This is a genomic window from Glaciimonas sp. PAMC28666 (assembly GCF_016917355.1).
In the GTDB taxonomy this organism is placed as follows: domain Bacteria; phylum Pseudomonadota; class Gammaproteobacteria; order Burkholderiales; family Burkholderiaceae_D; genus Glaciimonas.
Window position 1 is genome coordinate 2173368 of sequence record NZ_CP070304.1, and the last position, 18478, is coordinate 2191845.

An 18478-nucleotide genomic window follows, 5' to 3' on the forward strand; every position below is an offset into this window, starting at 1 on the left:
CCCATTTAACGCCGCTTACCTCTTTTTATTACGCCTGATTACCCGTGCTTACGCCCGCAAGAAATCCAATAGCGTCATTGATACTACTTTGGTCGCTTTGCGTAAATCATCGAGCGAAAGATTTTCATCCGCCTGCTTGGCGTTCGATTCGCCCAAAGTACGCGGGCCAGCACCATACAACACGACCGGAATCCCTTGTTCTCCATAGAGGCGGGCATCGGTATATAGCGCCGAACCATCGGTGGATATCGGTTCACCGAACACGGTTTCTGCATTTTTTTTCAAGCTATCGAGCAATTTCTCATGGCCGGGAAGTGGGCGTAGCGCACGTGCCAGCAACAGACGCTTGATGTCTACTCTGATGCCTGGTAATCCCGCGATCGCCGCTTCGATCATGGCGCGCACATCGCTTTCAACCTGCGTCGGATCTTCTTCGGGAATCATCCTGCGATCCATTTTAAGAACCACTTTTCCCGGAACCACGTTCGTGTTGGTGCCACCATCAATGCGGCCAACTATCATGGTGGGGTGCGAAATGCCTGGAATCGCCGAGGTGATCTTCTTCAATGCAGGCAGCTCGGCATAAATCGCTTGTAAAACGGCTGTGGCAGCTTGCAACGCATCGTGGCCGGTTTCCGGTGCCGAGCCGTGGGTGGCTTTACCGTGTACGGTGACCTCGAATTGCAGGCAGGCATTGTGCGCGGTGACGATGTTATAGCTGAATCCCGGGGCGATGACGTAATCCGGTTTGGTCAGTTTATTCTCTAACAGCCATCCAGGCCCCAGCAAGCCACCAAACTCTTCGTCGTACGTGAAGTGCAACTCCAGCGTGCCTTTTAGCGGAATGCCCGACGCTTCAAGTGCGCGTACGGCAAAAATATATGTAGCGAAATCGCCCTTCGACACGGCCGTCGCCCGGCCAAAAATGCGGCCATTGTCGATCTCCCCGCCGTAGGGAAGTTTGCTCCAGCCGTCGCCGGGCGGCACTACATCGCCGTGCGCGTTAAGTGCGATGGTCGGTCCATCTGCGCCGTAATGACGTCTGACGATGAGATTGGTGATACTTTCCATGCCGTACGCTTGCACTGTCTCGGTTGGCACCGAATGTTTTTCAACCTCCCAGCCCATTGCGTTCATGAGCCCGGCAACCACCTCTGCATGCGGCGCATTATTACCGGGTGGTGTGTCAGTGGGGATGCGTACGATGGTTTGAAGGAAACTGATCTCTTCGTCGAAATGGTCGTCGATCCAGGTGGAAAGTTGCGCGGAGGTTTGTATTGTGACCATAGTTTTTAGGCGACTGGAGGGAGAGAAGATAAATGATTTTACGTCTTTATGCCGATTCGGGAGCGATTTTTGGGAATCAACGCCGCCTAGACATCCGCTTAGCGGCCACCATGTTTTAACAGTGGCGACCGCCCGACCAAGAACAAATCGTCAAATCCCCCTGTAGCAATTACACGCTATAGAGATTAAATATCCCGATCAAGCGTAAACGCCTTCTTCCATTCTGCCGCCATCCCGACCATACCGGCTAACACCCAAATCCTCTGCAGCAATCGCTGGGCGTCTGCCCGACATCACATCAGCGAGGAGTGCCGCCGAGCCACATGACATGGTCCATCCCAGCGTGCCGTGACCGGTATTCAAGAACAGGTTGCGTATCCGCGTTTTACCGACTATCGGTGTGCCGTCGGGTGTCATTGGACGCAATCCGGCCCAAAAGCTGGCTTGTGTCGTATCGCCTGCATTCGGGAATAAATCGTTGACGACCATTTCTAATGTAGCGCGACGCTTTGGATTTAATGATTTGTTGAAACCAACGATTTCTGCCATGCCGCCAACCCGGATGCGATTGTCAAACCGCGTAATAGCGATTTTGTAAGTTTCATCAAGGATAGTCGAGAGCGGGGCGGCATCGACATCGGTGATCGGAACCGTGATCGAATATCCCTTAAGTGGATAGACCGGAATATCGATGATGGAGCGCAGAAAATTGGTTGAATAGGTGCCCAGTGCGACGACATAGCTGTCAGCTTGCAGATAATCGTGCCCGCACTGGACCCCGGCAATGGCACCATTGGAAAATGTCAGCGAATCGATCTGCAGGTTGTAGCGGAATTGCACCCCAAGTCGCTCCGCCATCTTAGCCAGGCGCGTTGTGAATAATTGGCAATCGCCGGTTTCATCGTTGGGCAAGCGCAGGCCACCATGCAGTTTATGCTTAACTGCTGCCAGCGCGGGTTCAATCCGCGCCATATCTTCTACCGTCAGCAGTTCAAACGGTACCCCGCTATCTTTCAGCACCTGGGTATCTTTGGCGGCTTCTGCCAACTGTTGTTCCGTGCGAAAAACCTGCATGGTGCCAAGTTGGCGGCCTTCGTAGGCGATGCCGGTTTCGGTCCGTAATTCCTTGAAACAGTCGCGGCTATATTCTGCCAGCCGCACCATGCGCTCTTTGTTGATCGCATAGCTGGCGGCATTACAATTGCGCAGCATTTGCCACATCCAGCGCAACTGGAACAGCGATCCATCCGGTGTAATGGAGAGCGGTGCATGTTTTTGCACCATCCATTTGAGTGCTTTGAGTGGGATGCCGGGAGCGGCCCAAGGTGATGCATAGCCGGGCGAAATCTGACCGGCATTAGCGAAACTGGTTTCTTCGGCAGGGCCGGGCAAACGATCCACCACGGTCACCTCGTGCCCGGCTTTTGCTAAATAATACGCAGTCGTCACGCCGACCACTCCACTGCCCAGAACAAGCACCCGCATGTCATCTCTCCTAAATTCGCAAAAATACGCCTTTGTCTGGGGTAACAAGCGGCGAATAAAATTAATTACATGAATCATTATCGATTTATAGTAATTAACGCTATGCTATTTAAAATTCCCCAGTTTTTGTTACTATAAAAGTGACAATATTCAAGAAATAATACTGAAAAGATGTTAAAGCTTTGCTGTTTTAATGATTGATGAAAAGGACAACTTTTTGCGCAAAAGCTGTGTTCACGATATTGGAACCTGCTCTTTTTTAACTTCCCTAAATGTTCATTAAGTTATTCTTAATTTTTGTATTTGTCACCGAGCCTGTTGACCCACTATGAGAACTCAAAAAGAATCTATTCGCTCCCTCGATAAACTGGATCGGCACATCCTCCGTCTTCTACAACAGGATGGCCGCATGTCGATGAAGGAAGTGGGTGAAAAAGTTGGTCTTTCAATTACCCCTTGTATCGAACGGGTCAAACGAATGGAGCGCGATGGCGTGATCGATGGCTATTACGCGCGTATTAACCCTGCAGCGGTGGGCGCAAAATTACTGGTATTTGTAGAGATTACGCTTAACCATAAATCAGCGTCTGCCTTTGAACAATTTCGGCGCGAAGTGTTGCGTATACCGGAGGTATTGGAGTGCCATTTAGTATCCGGAGATTTCGATTATCTGATCAAGGCGCGGATTCATGAGATGGCGCAATATCGTACTTTGTTGGGAGATATGTTGTTGAAATTGCCGGGTGCAGTGCAGTCAAAAAGCTATGTCGTCATGGAAGAAATCAAGGAAACGCTGGCGCTCTCGCTTGAGCCCGTGTAATGCATCGGCCAATTTTTCTGCAAAAATTTCACGCCTTATTTAATCCATTATTTGAGTAGTTAAAGATCAATGTTGAGGGCCAGATTCGATAGCCAGCTGTTGTTTTTTTGCGGCTTTTTTATTGTGCGATTTGATGTTTTCCGACAGGTGCATTGGTTATTGCGACAAATTTTCCGGTCGCTGTTTTGGTGACTACTCACGCATGTCCCTTTATGCGATTCTCGCATTTGCTTTTGATTGACCGGCGCAAGGAGCGGTAACGCACTGTTCGCTGGCAGTCGATATTTAGAAAAGTAGATCGTTAAAATCCTAGAGGAGTGCAATACATGAAGAAAATTATTCTGGCTGCTGGTTTGTTGGGTGGTATCGCGGGCATGGCACAAGCGCAGACCAACGTCACCATTTATGGCGTAATTGATTTAGGTATGAACTACACCAATAACGTCGGCGGTAAAAGCGATGTTCAAATGGAAAGCGGCTATGCGCAAGGCAGTCGATTGGGCTTCAAGGGTAACGAAGACTTAGGCGGTGGGTTAAGCGCATTATTTCAATTGGAGAACGGCTTTGCAGCTGATACAGGCAAGCTGGGACAAGGCGGGTTGATGTTTGGTCGTCAGGCGCTGGTCGGGCTGTCAAGTAAGACGGCAGGCACCGTGACACTAGGACGTCAATACGATTCGGTCGTCGATTTTCTGGGACCAATGACCGCGAATGGCAATTGGGCTGGCTATCTGCTATCGCATCCGCTGGACAATGACAACACGGATAACTCATTCCGTATCAATAATTCTCTCAAGTACACCAGTCCAACCTTTGCTGGCGTTACCTTCGGAGGCCTGTATGGCTTTGGCGAAACCGCTGGCCAGACTGCTAAAAATCGTACCTACAGTTTAGGTGCAAGCTACGCCAGCGGTCCATGGGCGGCCGGTATCGCTTACATGAATCTGAGTTCGCCGGGTTCGACCGGCGCTGCAGGCGGCGCGGTGACCGCGACAGATGCCAACTTTACCGGCACCAACAGCAAGCAAAAAATATTCGGCGCGGGTGTCAATTACACCATCGGTGCGGCAACACTCGGATTCGTCTATACGGGAACTAACCTATCCAATCCGGATGGCGGCAATGCTTACATCGCATCGTTTGCGCCAACCAACGGCAGCACGCTGAACTCGCTCAAATTTACGAATTACGAACTGAATTTCAAATACCAATTCACAGCAGCGTTTTATGTCGGTGCAATGTACACCTACACGCAAGCCAAATACAATACCAGCGCAGGCAATTCCAAGCCGAAATGGAACGAGTTGGGCCTGATGGCTGATTACAGTTTCTCAAAGCGCACCGATGTTTACCTGCAAGGCGCTTATCAAAAAGTGGGAGGAGATCTTACCGGATCTTCACTTGACCAGGCCTATATCCCAGGCGCAGCCGGTAGCTCTGGCGATGACAAGCAAGTGGTGGTGCGTGCTGCCATTCGTCACAAATTCTGATAATGCGCCAGACGTGGGCGTCGTGATGGCGTAGTTTGATGCGTGCTAATCAATGCGAGGCGTTTAAGTATTAAATTCGAAAGCGGGGCTGGAGTTACCTTCAGCCCCGCTTTTCAATGCAGGAGCGACTTTTGTCGCTTCTCGGTGATGCGTTTCATTAAGCATAACGATGTTCTTGCGGCAACAGGGAGTTTGCGGCAGAATACAAGGCATACGGGAGATGGCATGCCTCCTGGATCTCATTCCTAACCGCTACAAGTGTGTAGCTGATGATGCCTACAAGTTCCTGGACCGGGAAGTTGTAGGCGCGCGCGTTGACACTTTTATGCGTTCAATCCGCTTAACAATTGAGCAGCCTTCCGCGATTCAGGTTTGTCTCCTTCAAATCTGGACATGATGAAACTCTCAAAACTCCCCGAGCAATGTCTGATGTTGCTGTACCTAGGCCGCTGGCTTGCGCTGTCTTCAATCGTCGGCTTGCTGGCTGGGGCCGCCTCGTCTGCCCTGCTGGTGTCGCTCGACTGGGCCACCAGCACGCGCCTTAGCCATCCCTGGTTGTTATGGCTGCTGCCCGTTGCCGGTCTGGGTGTCGGCTTGCTTTATCACCACTTTGGCAAAGCTGTCGAAGGCGGCAATAACTTATTAATCGATGAAATCCACGACCCGCAGCGGATCGTTCCCAAGCGCATGGGGCCGCTGGTGTTGATCGGTACCGTGCTCACGCATCTGTTCGGCGGCTCGGCGGGTCGCGAGGGCACCGCCGTGCAGATGGGCGGTGTGTTGGCCGACGTGGTGACGCGCATTTGCAAACTTGATAAGGAAGATCGACGCATCTTGTTGATGGCGGGTATCAGCGCCGGATTTGCTTCGGTTTTTGGCACGCCCCTGGCCGGTGCCATCTTCGGATTGGAAGTGCTGGCGATTGGGCGCTTGCGTTATGACGCGATTTTGCCGTGTTTTATTGCCGCGATCATTGCGGATCAGTTACCGGGTTTGCTGGGCGTACATCATACTCATTACGTCGTGCCGTTTGTACCCCAGTTTAGTTTGCTGGTGCTCGGCGCGACGATCGTTTCAGGCATCGTGTTTGGATTGGCGGGGATGTTCTTTGCTACCGCAACCCACGCCTTGACGCGATTATTCAAGCGCTGGATCAGCTATGCGCCGTTGCGGCCTTTTGTGGGCGGCGTGATCGTGGCGCTTGCGGCAACGTTATTAGCAACCGACAAATTCCTGGGCCTGGGGATACCGACCATCGTCGCATCGTTTTCACAACCGCTGCCAGCGTTCGATTTTTTCGGAAAATTCATGTTCACAATCGTGACACTGGCATCAGGCTTTAAAGGCGGAGAAGTGACACCGCTGTTCTTTATCGGCGCTACATTAGGTAACGCATTAAGTTACGTTTTAGCCCTGCCGCTGCCGGTGCTGGCTGGACTCGGCTTTGTTGCGGTATTCGCAGGCGCGGCCAACACGCCCATTGCATCGACCATCATGGCGATTGAATTGTTTGGGCCGGAGATTGGCACGTTGGCCGCAGTCGCGTGCATCGTGAGCTATCTATTTTCCGGCCACACAGGGATTTATCGTGCGCAGTTGATTGGGGACGGTAAATTTTTGCGGTCGCCTGATGGCGCGCCGCGATCGGGGATTTCCGGTTTTAGGAGGAGCGCATCGAAAGGATCGGCAGAAAAAAAGGATGCGCCCATCGACGAACAAACCGGTTAATTGCTCGGTGTAGATTAAGCACTGCAGTCGATGAGGCGTTAAGAATGTTGGAATGAATTGGGCGATGATCAGCGGAAATAGCCGATTTTTAGGAGAACTTACGCACCGCGTCCAACGCCAGACCGGCCCCAATACTGCCGAACAGGTCGCCCTCGACTGCCTTCGCGGTCGGCACTACTGCAGCAATTTGCTGGCGCAATAAGCCCACACCGCTTGATCCACCGGTAAAAAATACCGTATCGATCGCATCAGCTTTAACACCAGCGGCGCGCAGCAGCTTGGTCACGGTTTCTTCGATCGATGACACCAAATGCGAGATGCTGTTATTAAACGCGCCGCGGGTAAGCACGATGGGCTCGTTGGACGATAATTTGTCTAGCGTCAACTCCACTGTTTCAGCGTCGGACAATGCAATTTTGCCTTCTTCCACCTTCATCGCTAACCAATGTCCGGCGCGTTGGTCGACCAGGTCTAACAGTCGATCAAATTTGTCGCGTTCACGGACCTCGCGCGCGACATCTTTGAGCTGCTCGGCCATTCTGCGGGTGTAGATCAAATTAATCGTGTGCCATGTTGCCAGATTAAAATAGTAGCTTGACGGTACTTCGCTGTTATTCAGCAATCGGCTACCCAGGCCCAGCATCGGCATCACGCTCGACAAACTTAAATATTTATCGAAATCCGTGCCCCCGATATGGACACCGCCCGTTGCCAGAATATCATCGCGGCGATCCTGCTTTTTGGCCCGTGCCGGTGACAGACGCACCAGCGAAAAGTCGGAGGTTCCACCGCCGATATCGGCGATCAACACGAGTTCTTCGCGGTCGATGGTCGATTCATAGTCGAACGCCGCGGCAATCGGCTCGTACTGAAACGCAATATGTTTGAAGCCAGCGGCGCGCGCGACTTCTTCCAGCGTGGCTTGAGCACGTTGATCGGCGGCGCGATTATCGTCGACGAAAAATACCGGGCGCCCGAGTACGACGCTATCGAATTCTTGTCCTGCCGAACGTTCCGAACGTGTTTTGAGTTCTTTGATGAACTGTTCCAGCAAAGTACGAAAAGGCAAAGCGCGTCCACCGACCTCGGTCTGACCGTCGATCAGGGCCGATCCCAGCAGGCTCTTAAGGGATCGCATCAGGCGCCCTTCATAACCGGTCAGATAACCAGCTAATGCAGCCCGTCCAAAACTAAATAGCTCATCTTCGGCGTTGTAGAAAACCACTGAAGGCAGCGTGACCTTGTCGTCTTCAAGTTGGAGCAACGGGGACTGTCCGGGCCGACTCCAGCCAACGGTGGAATTGGATGTGCCGAAATCTACACCGCAGGCGTTCGACATGGTGCTTCCTAAAATATAAAAACGGGCGTAATCATAGCGCAAAGCATGATTCGCCGTGCGTAGCAGCGCATCTTTTTTAATCAGCAAGGCCGATCAGCACCCGAGTGTTGTTTTTGAGCGTGATGAGCTTGATCAACGGGTTGGCTTCCCTAAACTGATCAGGTAAAGAAAAATCCCTTAATGGTTGTGTCGTAAAAGCACCATTTGGGCGATTTACGCCATGCTTTGCCTTTATGCCTTAGTATGTACGGTTCGAATCGTCACCTATTTATCTATGAAAACCCCAAAAAGAATCGAACCGTTAGTAGAAGAGGGCCTGGTAGACGAGGTGATTCGCCAACTCATGAGTGGCAAAGAGGCAACCGTCTACGTTGTCCGCTGTGGTGAAGAAATCCGCTGTGCCAAGGTTTATAAAGACGCTAATCAGCGCAGCTTCCGTCAGAACGCGTCCTATCAGGAAGGCCGGAAGGTCAAAAATAGCCGGCAGGCACGCGCGATGGAAAAAGGTAGCCGCTACGGTCGTAAGATGCAGGAAGAAGTATGGCAGAACGCCGAAGTTGACGCGTTATATCGCCTTGCGGCTGCGGGCGTGCGGGTGCCGCAACCGTTTATTTGCTTCGAAGGCGTCTTGCTGATGGAGTTGGTCACCGATGCGGCGGGAAACGCTGCAGCTCGCCTCAACGATATCGAAATGAGCGAGCAGCAGGCATTGGAATTTCATGCGAGATTGCTGCGCGAGGTCGTGTTGATGCTTTGCGCCGGTGTCGTCCATGGCGACTTGTCCGAGTACAATATTCTGGTGGATGCGCATGGCCCGGTGATTATCGACTTACCGCAGGCAGTGGACGCTGCGGGCAATACCGGCGCAGCTGATATGTTGGAACGGGATGTTGATAATCTGGCCACTTATTTTAGCCGCTTCGCGCCGCAACTTCAAGGCACCCAATACGGCAAGGAAATTTGGGCGCTCTATGTGGCAGGCTTATTAAATCCCGACGTTAAACTAACGGGTAAAATTGCCGCGAATAATAAAGTCGTGGATGTCGGGTCTGTGGTCCGTGAAATCGCTCTGGCGCGCGAGGAAGAAGAAGAGCGACGCCGTGCCCAATATGAAGCGGAGCACTAAAACCGTCCGTCCACAGTAGCGCGCGGTCTGAGGGGTGATTTGCGCCGTATGCGTTCGCGCGATTGGTTGGATCGCACCAGATTGCGCTTTTTTTCGAACTTACTTTCAGCGAAGCACTCTTACTGGCGTATACCCTGGCCATGGCTGGGATTTATCCTGTCGCTTTTCTTTTATCCCTGTTACCTTTAGCTCTGAAATACGAACCGACGTTGCGGGTCAGCGACTGATTTTAAGAGCCTATCTTCGTGGATATGGCGAATTTAGTGAGCGATTCAGTGAGTGATTCAGTGAGTCAAACGGCGAGTACATCGGTGAGTAAGTCGGTGAGTCATTCAGTCGCCATATAGTGAGCCGCCGTTAATCTTTTGCCTATGACAAGTCCCACCGCTGATCAAATGCCTTTTCCAGTTATCGCTGATACCGAAGCTTTTACTGTCCTGGCGCGAATTGTCGATGATTTGGTCACTTGTGGCTGGTCGCATCAACCTGATTTTTTGTCTCCGCATTTAGCTTCCGGGCTTGCTGCCGAATGTCTGACACGCCTCGAACATGGCCAGCTGGCTCCTGCAGGAGTAGGACGAGGGGCCGGGCAGGCCGTTCGCAATGCCGTGCGAGGAGACCATATTCAATGGTTGGAAGCGGGTCAGTCGTCCGAATGTGATCTCTACTTGCGTCTCATGGATGAACTCAGACAGGAATTGAATCGAGCGCTGTTCCTTGGCCTGCAAGAATACGAAACGCACTTTGCTTTTTATCCACCTGGGGCGTTCTATCAGCAGCACGTGGATCGTTTTCGCGATGATGATCGCCGTGCCGTATCAATTGTCGTCTATCTCAATCAAGATTGGCTACCGGAATACGGCGGCGCGTTGCGCCTGCACCTTGAGGGGGAACCGGCGCGAGATATCTTGCCAATCGCCGGTAGTCTGGTGGTGTTTTTGTCCGCCAAAATGTTGCATGAGGTGTTACCTGGAACCAAGGATCGCCTATCTCTGACAGGTTGGTTTAAGTGTCGTTCATCTTATGAAATCAGCAATTGAGTTATTTTTTTAATATTAGTTGTTTTTGATGTATGATTTTGGGATATCAGTGCGACAGGTGAAGTAAACCTGGGTGCAGATATAGTCCTTTTTAGGTAAGCCGCCAAAACATGGCAGCCGACACCGAATACGCGTTCAGCGCACTCTGTTTTCTACGCAACTTCCCAAGTCATATGTTGATAAGCCCTTAGACAGGAGCATCGCAGTATGCGCATTATGATCACCGGGGGAACTGGCCTGATTGGGCGGCAGTTATGTAAAGCGTTGCTGAGTGCTGATCACGACATCACCGTTCTCAGTCGCCATCCTGACACAGTGAAAGAAAAATGCGGTGCTGCGGTACGCGCTTTTGGCTCGCTGGACGAGTGGAGCAGCGACGAGGTATTCGACGCCGTTATCAACTTGGCGGGTGAGCCTATTATCGATGAACGTTGGACTGAAGAGCGCAAAGAGTGCCTGTGGCGTAGCCGCGTCAGGTTGACGGAGGATGTGGTCAGGCGCATCAAAGCCAGTAATCACAAGCCGTCTGTTCTCCTGAGTGGTTCAGCGGTTGGCTACTATGGCGATGGCGGGAATAAGGAGGTTGACGAGTCGGCCCCGACTTCAACCGATTTCGGTGCAACGTTATGTGCATCGTGGGAAGAAACAGCTCAAAAGGCCGCCGCAATGGGGGTTAGGGTATGTCAGTTACGGACCGGATTGGTGCTGGATCGCACGGGCGGAATTCTTGCCAAAATGCTGCCGCCGTTCAAGTTTGGGATGGGTGCGCGACTGGGTGATGGAAGTCAGTGGATGAGTTGGATTCACATTGACGATTACGTGGCGATGGTGCTCGTGCTGTTGCACCACGCTCATGCATGTGGCCCGTTCAATATGACCGCGCCCGAACCCGTCACGAATCGTGCTTTTACCGAAAAACTCGCTACCGCCCTTCATCGACCGGCATTTTTTGTCGCGCCAGCTTTTGTGCTTCGGCTAGCGTTGGCGGAGCGCGCTTATTTGCTATTGGGAGGACAAAAAGCGATACCGGTGCAGATGACGGGATTAGGCTATCGTTTTTTGCACGCAAAACTTGAAGACGCGCTGCTTGACCTGGTAGGCTAAATGAAAGCCTGGCAGGTTACGAAAAATTGACTAGTCGCGCGATGAAAAACAGCCCGTTGCCGCCAGCTCTTCGAGTAATGCCACCGTAGTATTGCCGGAAACGGCGTATGGATTGAGCTTCGGTGTCGCGGAATATTTCAGTAGTAACGATAGATTGATACGATCAAGGCGGATTTTGCTCATGGTCCAGCCCGAGTATTGGCGCGCTTCGATTTCTGAGTAATCCAGCAAAATCAGCTTGGTGTGACGCGCGTCCTGCTGCAGGCGGCCATACAGGCTATTGATCTGCTCGCGACCACCTTCCAGCGCTTGCACAAATATGTTGTCACCATAACAAAGTACGCCAGTGATCCCATTGATGGGATTATTTTTGCGCGATACCTCAAGGATTTTCTCAATCATCTCGTGGTTGACCAATTCGCTGGCAGTACTGGCGTAAATCAAACGGACTAGCATGTCATCCTCGCTTGGTTATCAGCGCTAAAAATTCGCGCCGTAGATTGGCGTCACTCAAGAACGAGCCACGCATGACACTATTGATCATTTTCGCATCGGTGTCCTTGACGCCGCGCCAACTCATACAAAAATGGTCAGCCTCCATCACGATGGCAAGGCCATCCGGTTTGAGTTTTTCCATGAGCAGCTGGGCAACCTGCGAAACGGCTTCTTCCTGTATCTGCGGTCGGCCCATAATCCATTCAATCAGCCGCGCATATTTCGACAAGCCGATCAGATTTGAGTGCTCGTTAGGCATCACACCGATCCAGACTTTTCCCATAATCGGGCAAAAGTGATGGGAACAAGCGCTGCGCACGGTGATCGGGCCTACGATCATCAGCTCATTCAACTGTTCGACGTTGGGAAATTCGGTGACGGGCGGCGGCGCTTGATAGCGACCGCGAAAGACTTCCTGGATATACATTTTGGCAACCCGACGCGCTGTGTCTTGCGTGTTATGGTCGCTTTCGATGTCGATGACGAGGCTTTCCAGGACACCGGAAAGCTTGCTCTGAACCTCGGCTTGCAACGCCTCCAGTTCCCCATCCTTGATGAACGCGGCAATATTATCGTTCGCGTGGAAACGGACGCCAGCTTTCTCAATGCGCGTACGGATACGCGTTGAAATCGGCTCGTCGGTTATTTCTGAAGAGAGATCAGTTGGCATTGTTTTTAGCAGTTAATCTTAGCGTAGTGGTAAGCAGGCACTCAGTCTAACCCAAATCCCGGGATCAGATTTACCGGGCAATTCTGTGGGCCTTCGTATCATTTGCGTGGCTTCTGAATCCAGACCAGGCGATGCATGGAATTGCGGTCACGCCGCACGCCAGCCCTTGGATTGCCGGATCGCCGGACCGACCGTTGTGCGGCCCGGTGATCACTTTATTTCAAACCCAGCCGAATCTTGGTGGCCGCGATGAGGGCGGTATCGTAAGGATTCAGGTTTTCAATGAACATCAATTCAGTCTCAGCTGGCTCTTCCAGGCACATGGTTAACATGTTGGGTGCATCGTCAAATGTGCCCAAAAATTCGTCTCCCCACCGATTCAACCGATGCAAGCGCAAAACATCGCTGCCTAATGCCGCTAATGGCGCTGCTATTCCGGCTGCCAGTGCTTCTTGCTTCCAGTCATCCCAGAAAAAATTTGTTGCTGGTTGTTCGTTCATTGTGCTGCTCCAAATAAGGTGTAATGGCGCGGACCATACTATTGATGGAGGTTTTTATCAATAGCCAATGTCATCCCAAGGTTGACGACTGTTGCATCTGACTAGGTAAAATAGTTTTTTTGACATTGTGAACCTGTGGTGCGGGCTTGCTCTGCTACCAGATCGGTCATCAATTTAGTTAAAAATACAAAGGTTGGCCTAGAGCACGGTCTATTGAAACTACCTTCACAGCACCAATATATAAGTTGCTACAGGCGTATGCAACGCTTATCAACTTCACGAAAGCTGCACCCTGGCGAAGAATCAATACAGCATTTCAAGAGTCAGTGCAGCATTTCAGAACATTAGTCAGGCCATCGAACGCCGGTGTAATTGACGGCGCTTTTTTCCCCCAGAAGGATAGGTATGCGATCACGGTTGAGCATTGTTGTTATCCTTTTCATATTGGCGGCGCTCCATATATTCATTGGTTGGCAGATTTTGCCGGCCCTACCGGTGTCGACCTCGGTCAAATGGCTCGGTGCCGGTTGGCTCCTGCTATCGTTTTTGCTGATTCCCGCGGGGTTGCTGGCGTCGTTCATCAAACGACAACCTTTGTCTGATCGACTGGCATGGATAGGTCTGCTGGCGATGGGAATGTTCTCCTCCCTGTTGATGCTGACGTTATTACGCGAGATCGTTCTGCTGATAGCGCGATGGTCTGAGGTCCCTGCCGGACGTTTCCTGACGATGACGACCATTACTGCTATTGCCGTGCCATTGCTGGCGAGCGCCAGCACCTTGCTGGGCTTTTTCAACGCGCGGCGATTAGCCCGAGTGGTGAGAGTCGACGTCCCGATCAGCGAACTTCCCGCAGGGCTACAGGGATTTACGATTGCCCAAATTAGCGATATTCACGTGGGTCCGACGATCAAACGGGGATATCTGGCCAAGATTGTCCGTCGCGTCAATACGTTGGGCGCCGATGTGATAGCAGTCACTGGTGATTTGGTCGATGGCAGTGTGGCTCGGCTAGCGCCTCACACGGCACCCTTGGCGGACCTCAAGGCGCAGCACGGCGTTTATTTTGTGACGGGAAATCATGAATATTACTCAAACGCTGACGCCTGGATCGCAGAAGTAAGACGACTTGGATTGACCGTATTAATGAATGAACATGTGGTGTTGAAGCATCAAGGCGAAGCGCTGCTGTTGGCCGGAGTGACCGATTTCGGTGCGCATCACTTCGACGAATCACATCGCAGCGATCCGCGTCTGGCGATGAACGGCGCAAAGAGTGACGTGGCTTTCCGGTTACTGCTTGCGCATCAGCCGCGCTCAGCCATGGCCGCTGCAGATGCCGGGTTTGATTTGCAGTTGTCCGGCCATACGCACGGCGGCCAGTTTTTTCCGTGGAACTTGTTCGTTCCCCTTCAGCAACCATTTACCGCTGGCTTGAACAAGCTACGCAATCTCTGGGTGTATACCAGTCGCGGGACTGGATATTGGGGGCCGCCGAAGCGGATTTGGGCTCCTTCCGAGATTACGCTTTTACGGCTGGTGCTGGCGGCTTAGGCATTAGTCTTTGGCATTGCTCACCCCGTCTGCACAGCAGACGGCGAGCGAAGAAAATACGAAATTTATTTAACCGCATGACATTTGGCATGTTCCAGTAACACAATAACCGCTTTGACTATCGCAAACATGATGGCGCGATCTTTGGTTGGATGGTCTGAAAATGGTACGTTGATGCCTCCGCAAATGACCGCATCACCATGCTCGTGCGCGGGGTCCTTGCCATAATGAATAGAGATATCGTACGCAGCGATCAGCGGGCCACAGGCTTTCCAGTTACGGGTCCATTGTGGCAATGCATCGGTGTTGACCAGTAGCGTACCGGCCCGTTCGTAGCACTCTTCAATGTTGTCGTAGCCCAGCAACTGCGCCAGACGTCGCTCTTTGGCAACGCAACTTCGAAAATATTCCTCGTCGCTCATCCGCATCGCACATTCCTCTTGGTAGGTAGAATATTCGTGACCAGGGGTGCCTGGTGCTATTGTTTTGAACTGGCCTTGGGCGATTTTACGATTTTTCTTATATCCTTTTCAATAGCGATCACCGCATTGTTCGCTTCCCAAAGCTGCAAGCGGGCCCGATAACGGTCTAACTCTTCCTCGTAGAGATCAAAAATACACGGGTTACAGCCGCTCGCGCAGCAGTCATCCAGATCGGGTTGTACTGGCGGCGTGGGTGCTGCATCGTTGGTTGGCGCGCCTTCACGTGGTTTGGTCGGCATGGTAGTCAGCATTAATTGTGATCGGAAATACGGGTTTAGGATACCGTATTTCCGATCAAGTCGCGCTTGCCGGGGCAGTTGCCCGGCGTCATTGCTCAGGATAGTTACGGCGCAATAGCACCGAACCGTCCGCTATTAAAATCCTGCATCGCCGTGACTATTTCTTCGCGCGTGTTCATGACAAAGGGCCCGTGAGCGAATACCGGCTCATCCAGTGGTGCGCCACTTAGCACCAACAGCGTGGCGTCGCTGTTCGCCTCGAGCAGGACTGTCTCACCGTCTCGATCAAGTAACACGACTTGCGCCCCACGCGCGACTTCCAGGCCATTGACCAATATTGTGCCGTGTAAGACGACGACTGCCGCGACGTGTCCAGTCGGTATCGGCAATGTAACGGTGGCACCCTGTTTCAGGCGAGTGTCCCACACGTTAATTGGTGTAAAGGTATGCGCTGGTCCTTGCTCGCCACCGAAACTCCCGGCAATCACGCGTATCGTACCGGCCTCATCGGCTAAATTAACAACAGGTATATCCTTGTTGACGATTCCTTGATACCCGGGCGGAGCCATTTTGTCCTTGGCGGGAAGATTGATCCATAGTTGCACCATCTCAAACGGGCCGCCCTTTTTGCTATAGGCAGGAGCGTGGAATTCCTCATGCAGAATACCCGCCGCCGCTGTCATCCATTGCACGTCACCAGGGCCGATAACGCCGCCGTTGCCGGTGGAATCGCGATGTGCGACCTCGCCGTCATACACAATTGTCACCGTTTCGAACCCACGGTGTGGATGCTGGCCGACGCCGCGCTGATGTTCGGTCGGCGCAAATTCTGCAGGTCCGGCGTAATCTAGTAATAGAAACGGGTTGAGATGACCGTCGAGCGTATCGAACGAGAATAGCGAGCGGACCGGGAAGCCATCGCCTACCCAATGCTGCCGTGGAGCGCTCAGGACACCGAGAATCGTTTTCATTGAATTTTTCCTTTCAGTACTACATCATATTCTTGTATAAGTATGATGATACAAGGACGCAAGAAAAGTGACTAGATGGGATAATCCATACTTACCGTTCTATGAGGTGAACGCAGTCAGGCGCACGACGCGAGCGGCGCTCGCCCTACGGCGGCTGCATTGATCAGACCATCAGCAGCGCCATTATTCGAGGCATCGCAGGTGTTGTTATTAAAAAGGAGCCATGATGGCAAAAAAGATTGAACTGGATCCAGAAACGTTGGCGTTAATTAATTGGTGCATCGAAGTAGAAGGATTTCTGGTCGCAGGAGGGGCAACCATTGCGCAGGCACAGGACCACATCGAAGAAGAAGTGGAATGGTTCACCGATCAGTTTTATGATGGTTTAACGCCGGAAGAGGCCGCAAAAGCGGCATTGAGTGATTAATACTAATTGATCAAAATTGAGTGAATAAGCTTCGCGGCTTATTTCCATAGCAGGTGTAGCGACCGCAGGGTTGCGCACCTTCTAGGACACATCATTCACTGTTATGCGCAGCAGGCGCGGTGCGACTGGAGTCTCAGATGGACGAACGATTCACGAGTGCATCTTCTACAGATGCCAGGTTAGACGACGATACGCTCAATTTTGCGCACGAAATGTTTGAACTTGCCCGCGGCGGCGATGCTGCCAGACTTGGCACCCTATTGGCGCAGGGGTTACCGCCAAACCTGCGCAATCACAAAGGCGATAGCTTATTGATGTTAGCCAGTTATCACGGCCATATCGAAGCGGTGCGCGTGTTGTTAGCGCATAAAGCCGACCCTGAACTCCGAAATAACAACGGTCAGACCCCGATTGCCGGTGCCGCATTCAAGGGTGACTTGCCGATGATCCAGCTTTTATTGGCGAACGGTGCAGATGTGGAAGGCGCGTCACCGGATGGCAAGACCGCCTTAATGATGGCTGCCATGTTCAATCGTACGGAGCTCGTCGATTTTTTAATAGCGCATGGCGCGAGACCCGATGCCAGGGATGCAAGTGGCCTGACGCCGCTAGCGGCGGCAAAAAGGATGGGCGCGCCCGATACATTGGCACAATTGGAAAAAATCTCGGATTTATAATTGCGCGCTGAGGTGCGTTACACTCTGGCCTGCCCTCATGTTGATGAGGTTGCCCCGTGAATTTAGAGAAAACCGCAGAGAAAACAGTAGAGAAAACAGTAGAGAAAACAGTAGAGAAAACAGTAGAGATGACACTTGAGATAACCCAAACAGCGCAGGAAGAGCGCTTCATCGCCATTGAAATAAAAGTCGCGCATCAGGAAGATCTGATGGACGAGTTAAATAAGCTAGTCTATCGCCAGCAACAAAAAATTGATCAACTTGAAACGCTCTGTGCTGCCTTGGCACGCTTAATCAAGGACGCGCGAGAGAGTGGCGATCAGAGCCAGGCGGCGCACGAACGGCCGCCGCATTATTGAAATCGGATCAGGCCGGACTGGCCTATGTTGGGTGTAACCGGCTTAACGCTGATGCCCCGGTATTAATATTTGGGGACTTTGAACGGATGATCCATAACAATCCGGGTCGCTGCAATCATGTTACTCAGACCAAGTATCAGCTGGGTCAGCGTGTCACCTGGTAAATACCATATTTGTGAGCCTGGCGACTGCACCTGCGTTGCTGCGGTGATCAAAGGGGAAACCCACTCAGCATCGGGCGTGACGTCCAGCACCACATCACCTTCTTGCGTGGTGTGCAAGAATATCTCACCGCCCAATTCCAGAAAAAAGCAGATGCCGTAGCCGGTGGCGTTAGATTTTTTTACAGCGTATTGCAGATCGCGATTGTAGCTGTCTATCCATGCCTCAATGTCATAGGTCGTGTTTAATACGATCCATGGTCGTTTGGCATGAAGGTCAATCGGCTCACCGTCTGAATCTTGCATTGTTGCACCTTGCTGCATTTTGTTGCGTTTTACCGTTAATCAAATCCCAGATACTTAAGGAATTCACCTAGTTTGAAGAACGCTACTTTAATGGAAAAACGCCGCCAGGACAGGAAATTCGGGACTGATTTCTCAAAAAACAGACGCTACGAGGATGTCCCAGACGAGATAGGAGAAGTTACAGGATGAACGGCTATACCTCTGCATAAAAAGGTGTA

20 protein-coding genes and 1 riboswitch are annotated in these 18478 nt (G+C 51.9%); of the genes, 10 read left to right on the forward strand and 10 right to left on the reverse strand.

Annotation, left to right across the window (positions count from 1 at the left end; translation table 11 throughout):
• Positions 1-48 precede the first annotated feature (48 nt).
• Together JQN73_RS09215 and JQN73_RS09220 are read right to left on the reverse strand one after the other, a co-directional pair.
• On the reverse strand, positions 49-1287 hold the full coding sequence (locus JQN73_RS09215) for an ArgE/DapE family deacylase (protein WP_205322755.1): 1239 nt from the start codon (positions 1285-1287) through the stop codon (positions 49-51).
• A 198-nt stretch (positions 1288-1485) separates the two neighbouring features.
• The gene (locus JQN73_RS09220) at positions 1486-2772 is read right to left on the reverse strand and encodes a D-amino acid dehydrogenase (protein WP_205322756.1); all 1287 of its coding nucleotides are present in this window, start codon (positions 2770-2772) and stop codon (positions 1486-1488) included.
• Between the two features lie 328 nt (positions 2773-3100).
• Between JQN73_RS09220 and JQN73_RS09225 the strand changes: the two genes are divergently transcribed.
• The 3 genes from JQN73_RS09225 (at position 3101) to JQN73_RS09235 (ending at position 6810) form a co-directional block, all read left to right on the forward strand.
• Positions 3101-3592 (forward strand): Lrp/AsnC ligand binding domain-containing protein, encoded by a 492-nt coding sequence (locus JQN73_RS09225; protein WP_205322757.1) that lies wholly within the window; start codon positions 3101-3103, stop codon positions 3590-3592.
• A gap of 326 nt (positions 3593-3918) precedes the next feature.
• Entirely contained in the window at positions 3919-5082 is a 1164-nt protein-coding gene (locus tag JQN73_RS09230; protein ID WP_205322758.1) for a porin, read from the forward strand.
• A gap of 207 nt (positions 5083-5289) precedes the next feature.
• A riboswitch (Fluoride riboswitch) is annotated at positions 5290-5368 on the forward strand.
• Positions 5369-5478: 110 nt separating this feature from the next.
• On the forward strand, positions 5479-6810 hold the full coding sequence (locus JQN73_RS09235) for a voltage-gated chloride channel family protein (RefSeq protein WP_370551358.1): 1332 nt from the start codon (positions 5479-5481) through the stop codon (positions 6808-6810).
• An 88-nt stretch (positions 6811-6898) separates the two neighbouring features.
• Here JQN73_RS09235 and JQN73_RS09240 read toward each other — a convergent pair whose 3' ends face one another.
• Positions 6899-8149, reverse strand: a complete 1251-nt coding sequence (locus JQN73_RS09240) for an Hsp70 family protein (RefSeq protein WP_205323286.1) — start codon at positions 8147-8149, stop codon at positions 6899-6901.
• A gap of 274 nt (positions 8150-8423) precedes the next feature.
• Here JQN73_RS09240 and JQN73_RS09245 point away from each other — a divergent pair, with 274 nt between their 5' ends.
• The 3 genes from JQN73_RS09245 to JQN73_RS09255 all read left to right on the forward strand — a co-directional run bounded on the left by JQN73_RS09245 (position 8424) and on the right by JQN73_RS09255 (position 11419).
• Positions 8424-9275, forward strand: a complete 852-nt coding sequence (locus tag JQN73_RS09245; RefSeq protein ID WP_205322760.1) for a PA4780 family RIO1-like protein kinase — start codon at positions 8424-8426, stop codon at positions 9273-9275.
• A 395-nt stretch (positions 9276-9670) separates the two neighbouring features.
• Entirely contained in the window at positions 9671-10315 is a 645-nt protein-coding gene (locus tag JQN73_RS09250; RefSeq protein WP_205322761.1) for a 2OG-Fe(II) oxygenase, read from the forward strand.
• Between the two features lie 207 nt (positions 10316-10522).
• The gene (locus JQN73_RS09255; protein ID WP_205322762.1) at positions 10523-11419 is read left to right on the forward strand and encodes a TIGR01777 family oxidoreductase; all 897 of its coding nucleotides are present in this window, start codon (positions 10523-10525) and stop codon (positions 11417-11419) included.
• A gap of 30 nt (positions 11420-11449) precedes the next feature.
• Here JQN73_RS09255 and JQN73_RS09260 read toward each other — a convergent pair whose 3' ends face one another.
• From JQN73_RS09260 to JQN73_RS09270, 3 genes are all read right to left on the reverse strand, one after another.
• Positions 11450-11875 (reverse strand): BLUF domain-containing protein, encoded by a 426-nt coding sequence (locus JQN73_RS09260; protein ID WP_205322763.1) that lies wholly within the window; start codon positions 11873-11875, stop codon positions 11450-11452.
• A 1-nt stretch (position 11876) separates the two neighbouring features.
• Complete coding sequence (folE, locus tag JQN73_RS09265; protein WP_205322764.1) at positions 11877-12584, reverse strand: GTP cyclohydrolase I; 708 nt, start codon at positions 12582-12584, stop codon at positions 11877-11879.
• A gap of 215 nt (positions 12585-12799) precedes the next feature.
• Positions 12800-13084: a hypothetical protein gene (locus JQN73_RS09270; RefSeq protein WP_205322765.1), complete on the reverse strand. Its 285-nt coding sequence runs from the start codon at positions 13082-13084 to the stop codon at positions 12800-12802.
• Positions 13085-13489: 405 nt separating this feature from the next.
• On the opposite strand from JQN73_RS09270, the gene JQN73_RS09275 reads away from it, so the two are divergent.
• On the forward strand, positions 13490-14638 hold the full coding sequence (locus JQN73_RS09275; RefSeq protein ID WP_205322766.1) for a metallophosphoesterase: 1149 nt from the start codon (positions 13490-13492) through the stop codon (positions 14636-14638).
• Positions 14639-14703: 65 nt separating this feature from the next.
• Here the strand turns inward: JQN73_RS09275 and JQN73_RS09280 are convergent, their stop codons facing one another.
• From JQN73_RS09280 to JQN73_RS09290, 3 genes are all read right to left on the reverse strand, one after another.
• Positions 14704-15066, reverse strand: a complete 363-nt coding sequence (locus JQN73_RS09280) for an aminoacyl-tRNA synthetase (protein ID WP_205322767.1) — start codon at positions 15064-15066, stop codon at positions 14704-14706.
• Positions 15067-15116: 50 nt separating this feature from the next.
• Positions 15117-15371 carry an oxidoreductase-like domain-containing protein gene (locus tag JQN73_RS09285; protein ID WP_370551335.1) on the reverse strand — a complete coding sequence of 85 codons (255 nt, stop codon included), beginning with the start codon at positions 15369-15371 and terminating at the stop codon, positions 15117-15119.
• 92 nt (positions 15372-15463) lie between these two features.
• Positions 15464-16330, reverse strand: coding sequence for a pirin family protein (locus JQN73_RS09290; RefSeq protein ID WP_205322768.1), 867 nt, complete (start codon positions 16328-16330; stop codon positions 15464-15466).
• Between the two features lie 223 nt (positions 16331-16553).
• Between JQN73_RS09290 and JQN73_RS09295 the strand changes: the two genes are divergently transcribed.
• The 3 genes from JQN73_RS09295 to JQN73_RS09305 all read left to right on the forward strand — a co-directional run bounded on the left by JQN73_RS09295 (position 16554) and on the right by JQN73_RS09305 (position 17793).
• Positions 16554-16757 carry a hypothetical protein gene (locus JQN73_RS09295; RefSeq protein ID WP_205322769.1) on the forward strand — a complete coding sequence of 68 codons (204 nt, stop codon included), beginning with the start codon at positions 16554-16556 and terminating at the stop codon, positions 16755-16757.
• A 137-nt stretch (positions 16758-16894) separates the two neighbouring features.
• A complete protein-coding gene (locus JQN73_RS09300) occupies positions 16895-17434 on the forward strand; it encodes an ankyrin repeat domain-containing protein (RefSeq protein WP_205322770.1) in 540 nt (179 codons plus the stop codon).
• 56 nt (positions 17435-17490) lie between these two features.
• Positions 17491-17793 (forward strand): SlyX family protein, encoded by a 303-nt coding sequence (locus JQN73_RS09305; RefSeq protein ID WP_370551336.1) that lies wholly within the window; start codon positions 17491-17493, stop codon positions 17791-17793.
• Between the two features lie 62 nt (positions 17794-17855).
• Here JQN73_RS09305 and JQN73_RS09310 read toward each other — a convergent pair whose 3' ends face one another.
• The gene (locus JQN73_RS09310) at positions 17856-18260 is read right to left on the reverse strand and encodes a hypothetical protein (protein WP_205322771.1); all 405 of its coding nucleotides are present in this window, start codon (positions 18258-18260) and stop codon (positions 17856-17858) included.
• Positions 18261-18478: the final 218 nt, after the last annotated feature.

Excerpts from the sequence above, each read along its gene's own strand:
- JQN73_RS09215 (WP_205322755.1), bottom strand. The coding sequence starts at position 1,287 with ATGGTCACAATACAAACCTCCGCGCAACTTTCCACCTGGATCGACGAC.
- JQN73_RS09220 (WP_205322756.1), bottom strand. The coding sequence starts at position 2,772 with ATGCGGGTGCTTGTTCTGGGCAGTGGAGTGGTCGGCGTGACGACTGCG.
- JQN73_RS09225 (WP_205322757.1), top strand. The coding sequence starts at position 3,101 with ATGAGAACTCAAAAAGAATCTATTCGCTCCCTCGATAAACTGGATCGG.
- JQN73_RS09230 (WP_205322758.1), top strand. The coding sequence starts at position 3,919 with ATGAAGAAAATTATTCTGGCTGCTGGTTTGTTGGGTGGTATCGCGGGC.
- JQN73_RS09235 (WP_370551358.1), top strand. The coding sequence starts at position 5,479 with ATGAAACTCTCAAAACTCCCCGAGCAATGTCTGATGTTGCTGTACCTA.
- JQN73_RS09240 (WP_205323286.1), bottom strand. The coding sequence starts at position 8,149 with ATGTCGAACGCCTGCGGTGTAGATTTCGGCACATCCAATTCCACCGTT.
- JQN73_RS09245 (WP_205322760.1), top strand. The coding sequence starts at position 8,424 with ATGAAAACCCCAAAAAGAATCGAACCGTTAGTAGAAGAGGGCCTGGTA.
- JQN73_RS09250 (WP_205322761.1), top strand. The coding sequence starts at position 9,671 with ATGCCTTTTCCAGTTATCGCTGATACCGAAGCTTTTACTGTCCTGGCG.
- JQN73_RS09255 (WP_205322762.1), top strand. The coding sequence starts at position 10,523 with ATGCGCATTATGATCACCGGGGGAACTGGCCTGATTGGGCGGCAGTTA.
- JQN73_RS09260 (WP_205322763.1), bottom strand. The coding sequence starts at position 11,875 with ATGCTAGTCCGTTTGATTTACGCCAGTACTGCCAGCGAATTGGTCAAC.
- folE (WP_205322764.1), bottom strand. The coding sequence starts at position 12,584 with ATGCCAACTGATCTCTCTTCAGAAATAACCGACGAGCCGATTTCAACG.
- JQN73_RS09270 (WP_205322765.1), bottom strand. The coding sequence starts at position 13,084 with ATGAACGAACAACCAGCAACAAATTTTTTCTGGGATGACTGGAAGCAA.
- JQN73_RS09275 (WP_205322766.1), top strand. The coding sequence starts at position 13,490 with ATGCGATCACGGTTGAGCATTGTTGTTATCCTTTTCATATTGGCGGCG.
- JQN73_RS09280 (WP_205322767.1), bottom strand. The coding sequence starts at position 15,066 with ATGCGGATGAGCGACGAGGAATATTTTCGAAGTTGCGTTGCCAAAGAG.
- JQN73_RS09285 (WP_370551335.1), bottom strand. The coding sequence starts at position 15,371 with ATGCTGACTACCATGCCGACCAAACCACGTGAAGGCGCGCCAACCAAC.
- JQN73_RS09290 (WP_205322768.1), bottom strand. The coding sequence starts at position 16,330 with ATGAAAACGATTCTCGGTGTCCTGAGCGCTCCACGGCAGCATTGGGTA.
- JQN73_RS09295 (WP_205322769.1), top strand. The coding sequence starts at position 16,554 with ATGATGGCAAAAAAGATTGAACTGGATCCAGAAACGTTGGCGTTAATT.
- JQN73_RS09300 (WP_205322770.1), top strand. The coding sequence starts at position 16,895 with ATGGACGAACGATTCACGAGTGCATCTTCTACAGATGCCAGGTTAGAC.
- JQN73_RS09310 (WP_205322771.1), bottom strand. The coding sequence starts at position 18,260 with ATGCAAGATTCAGACGGTGAGCCGATTGACCTTCATGCCAAACGACCA.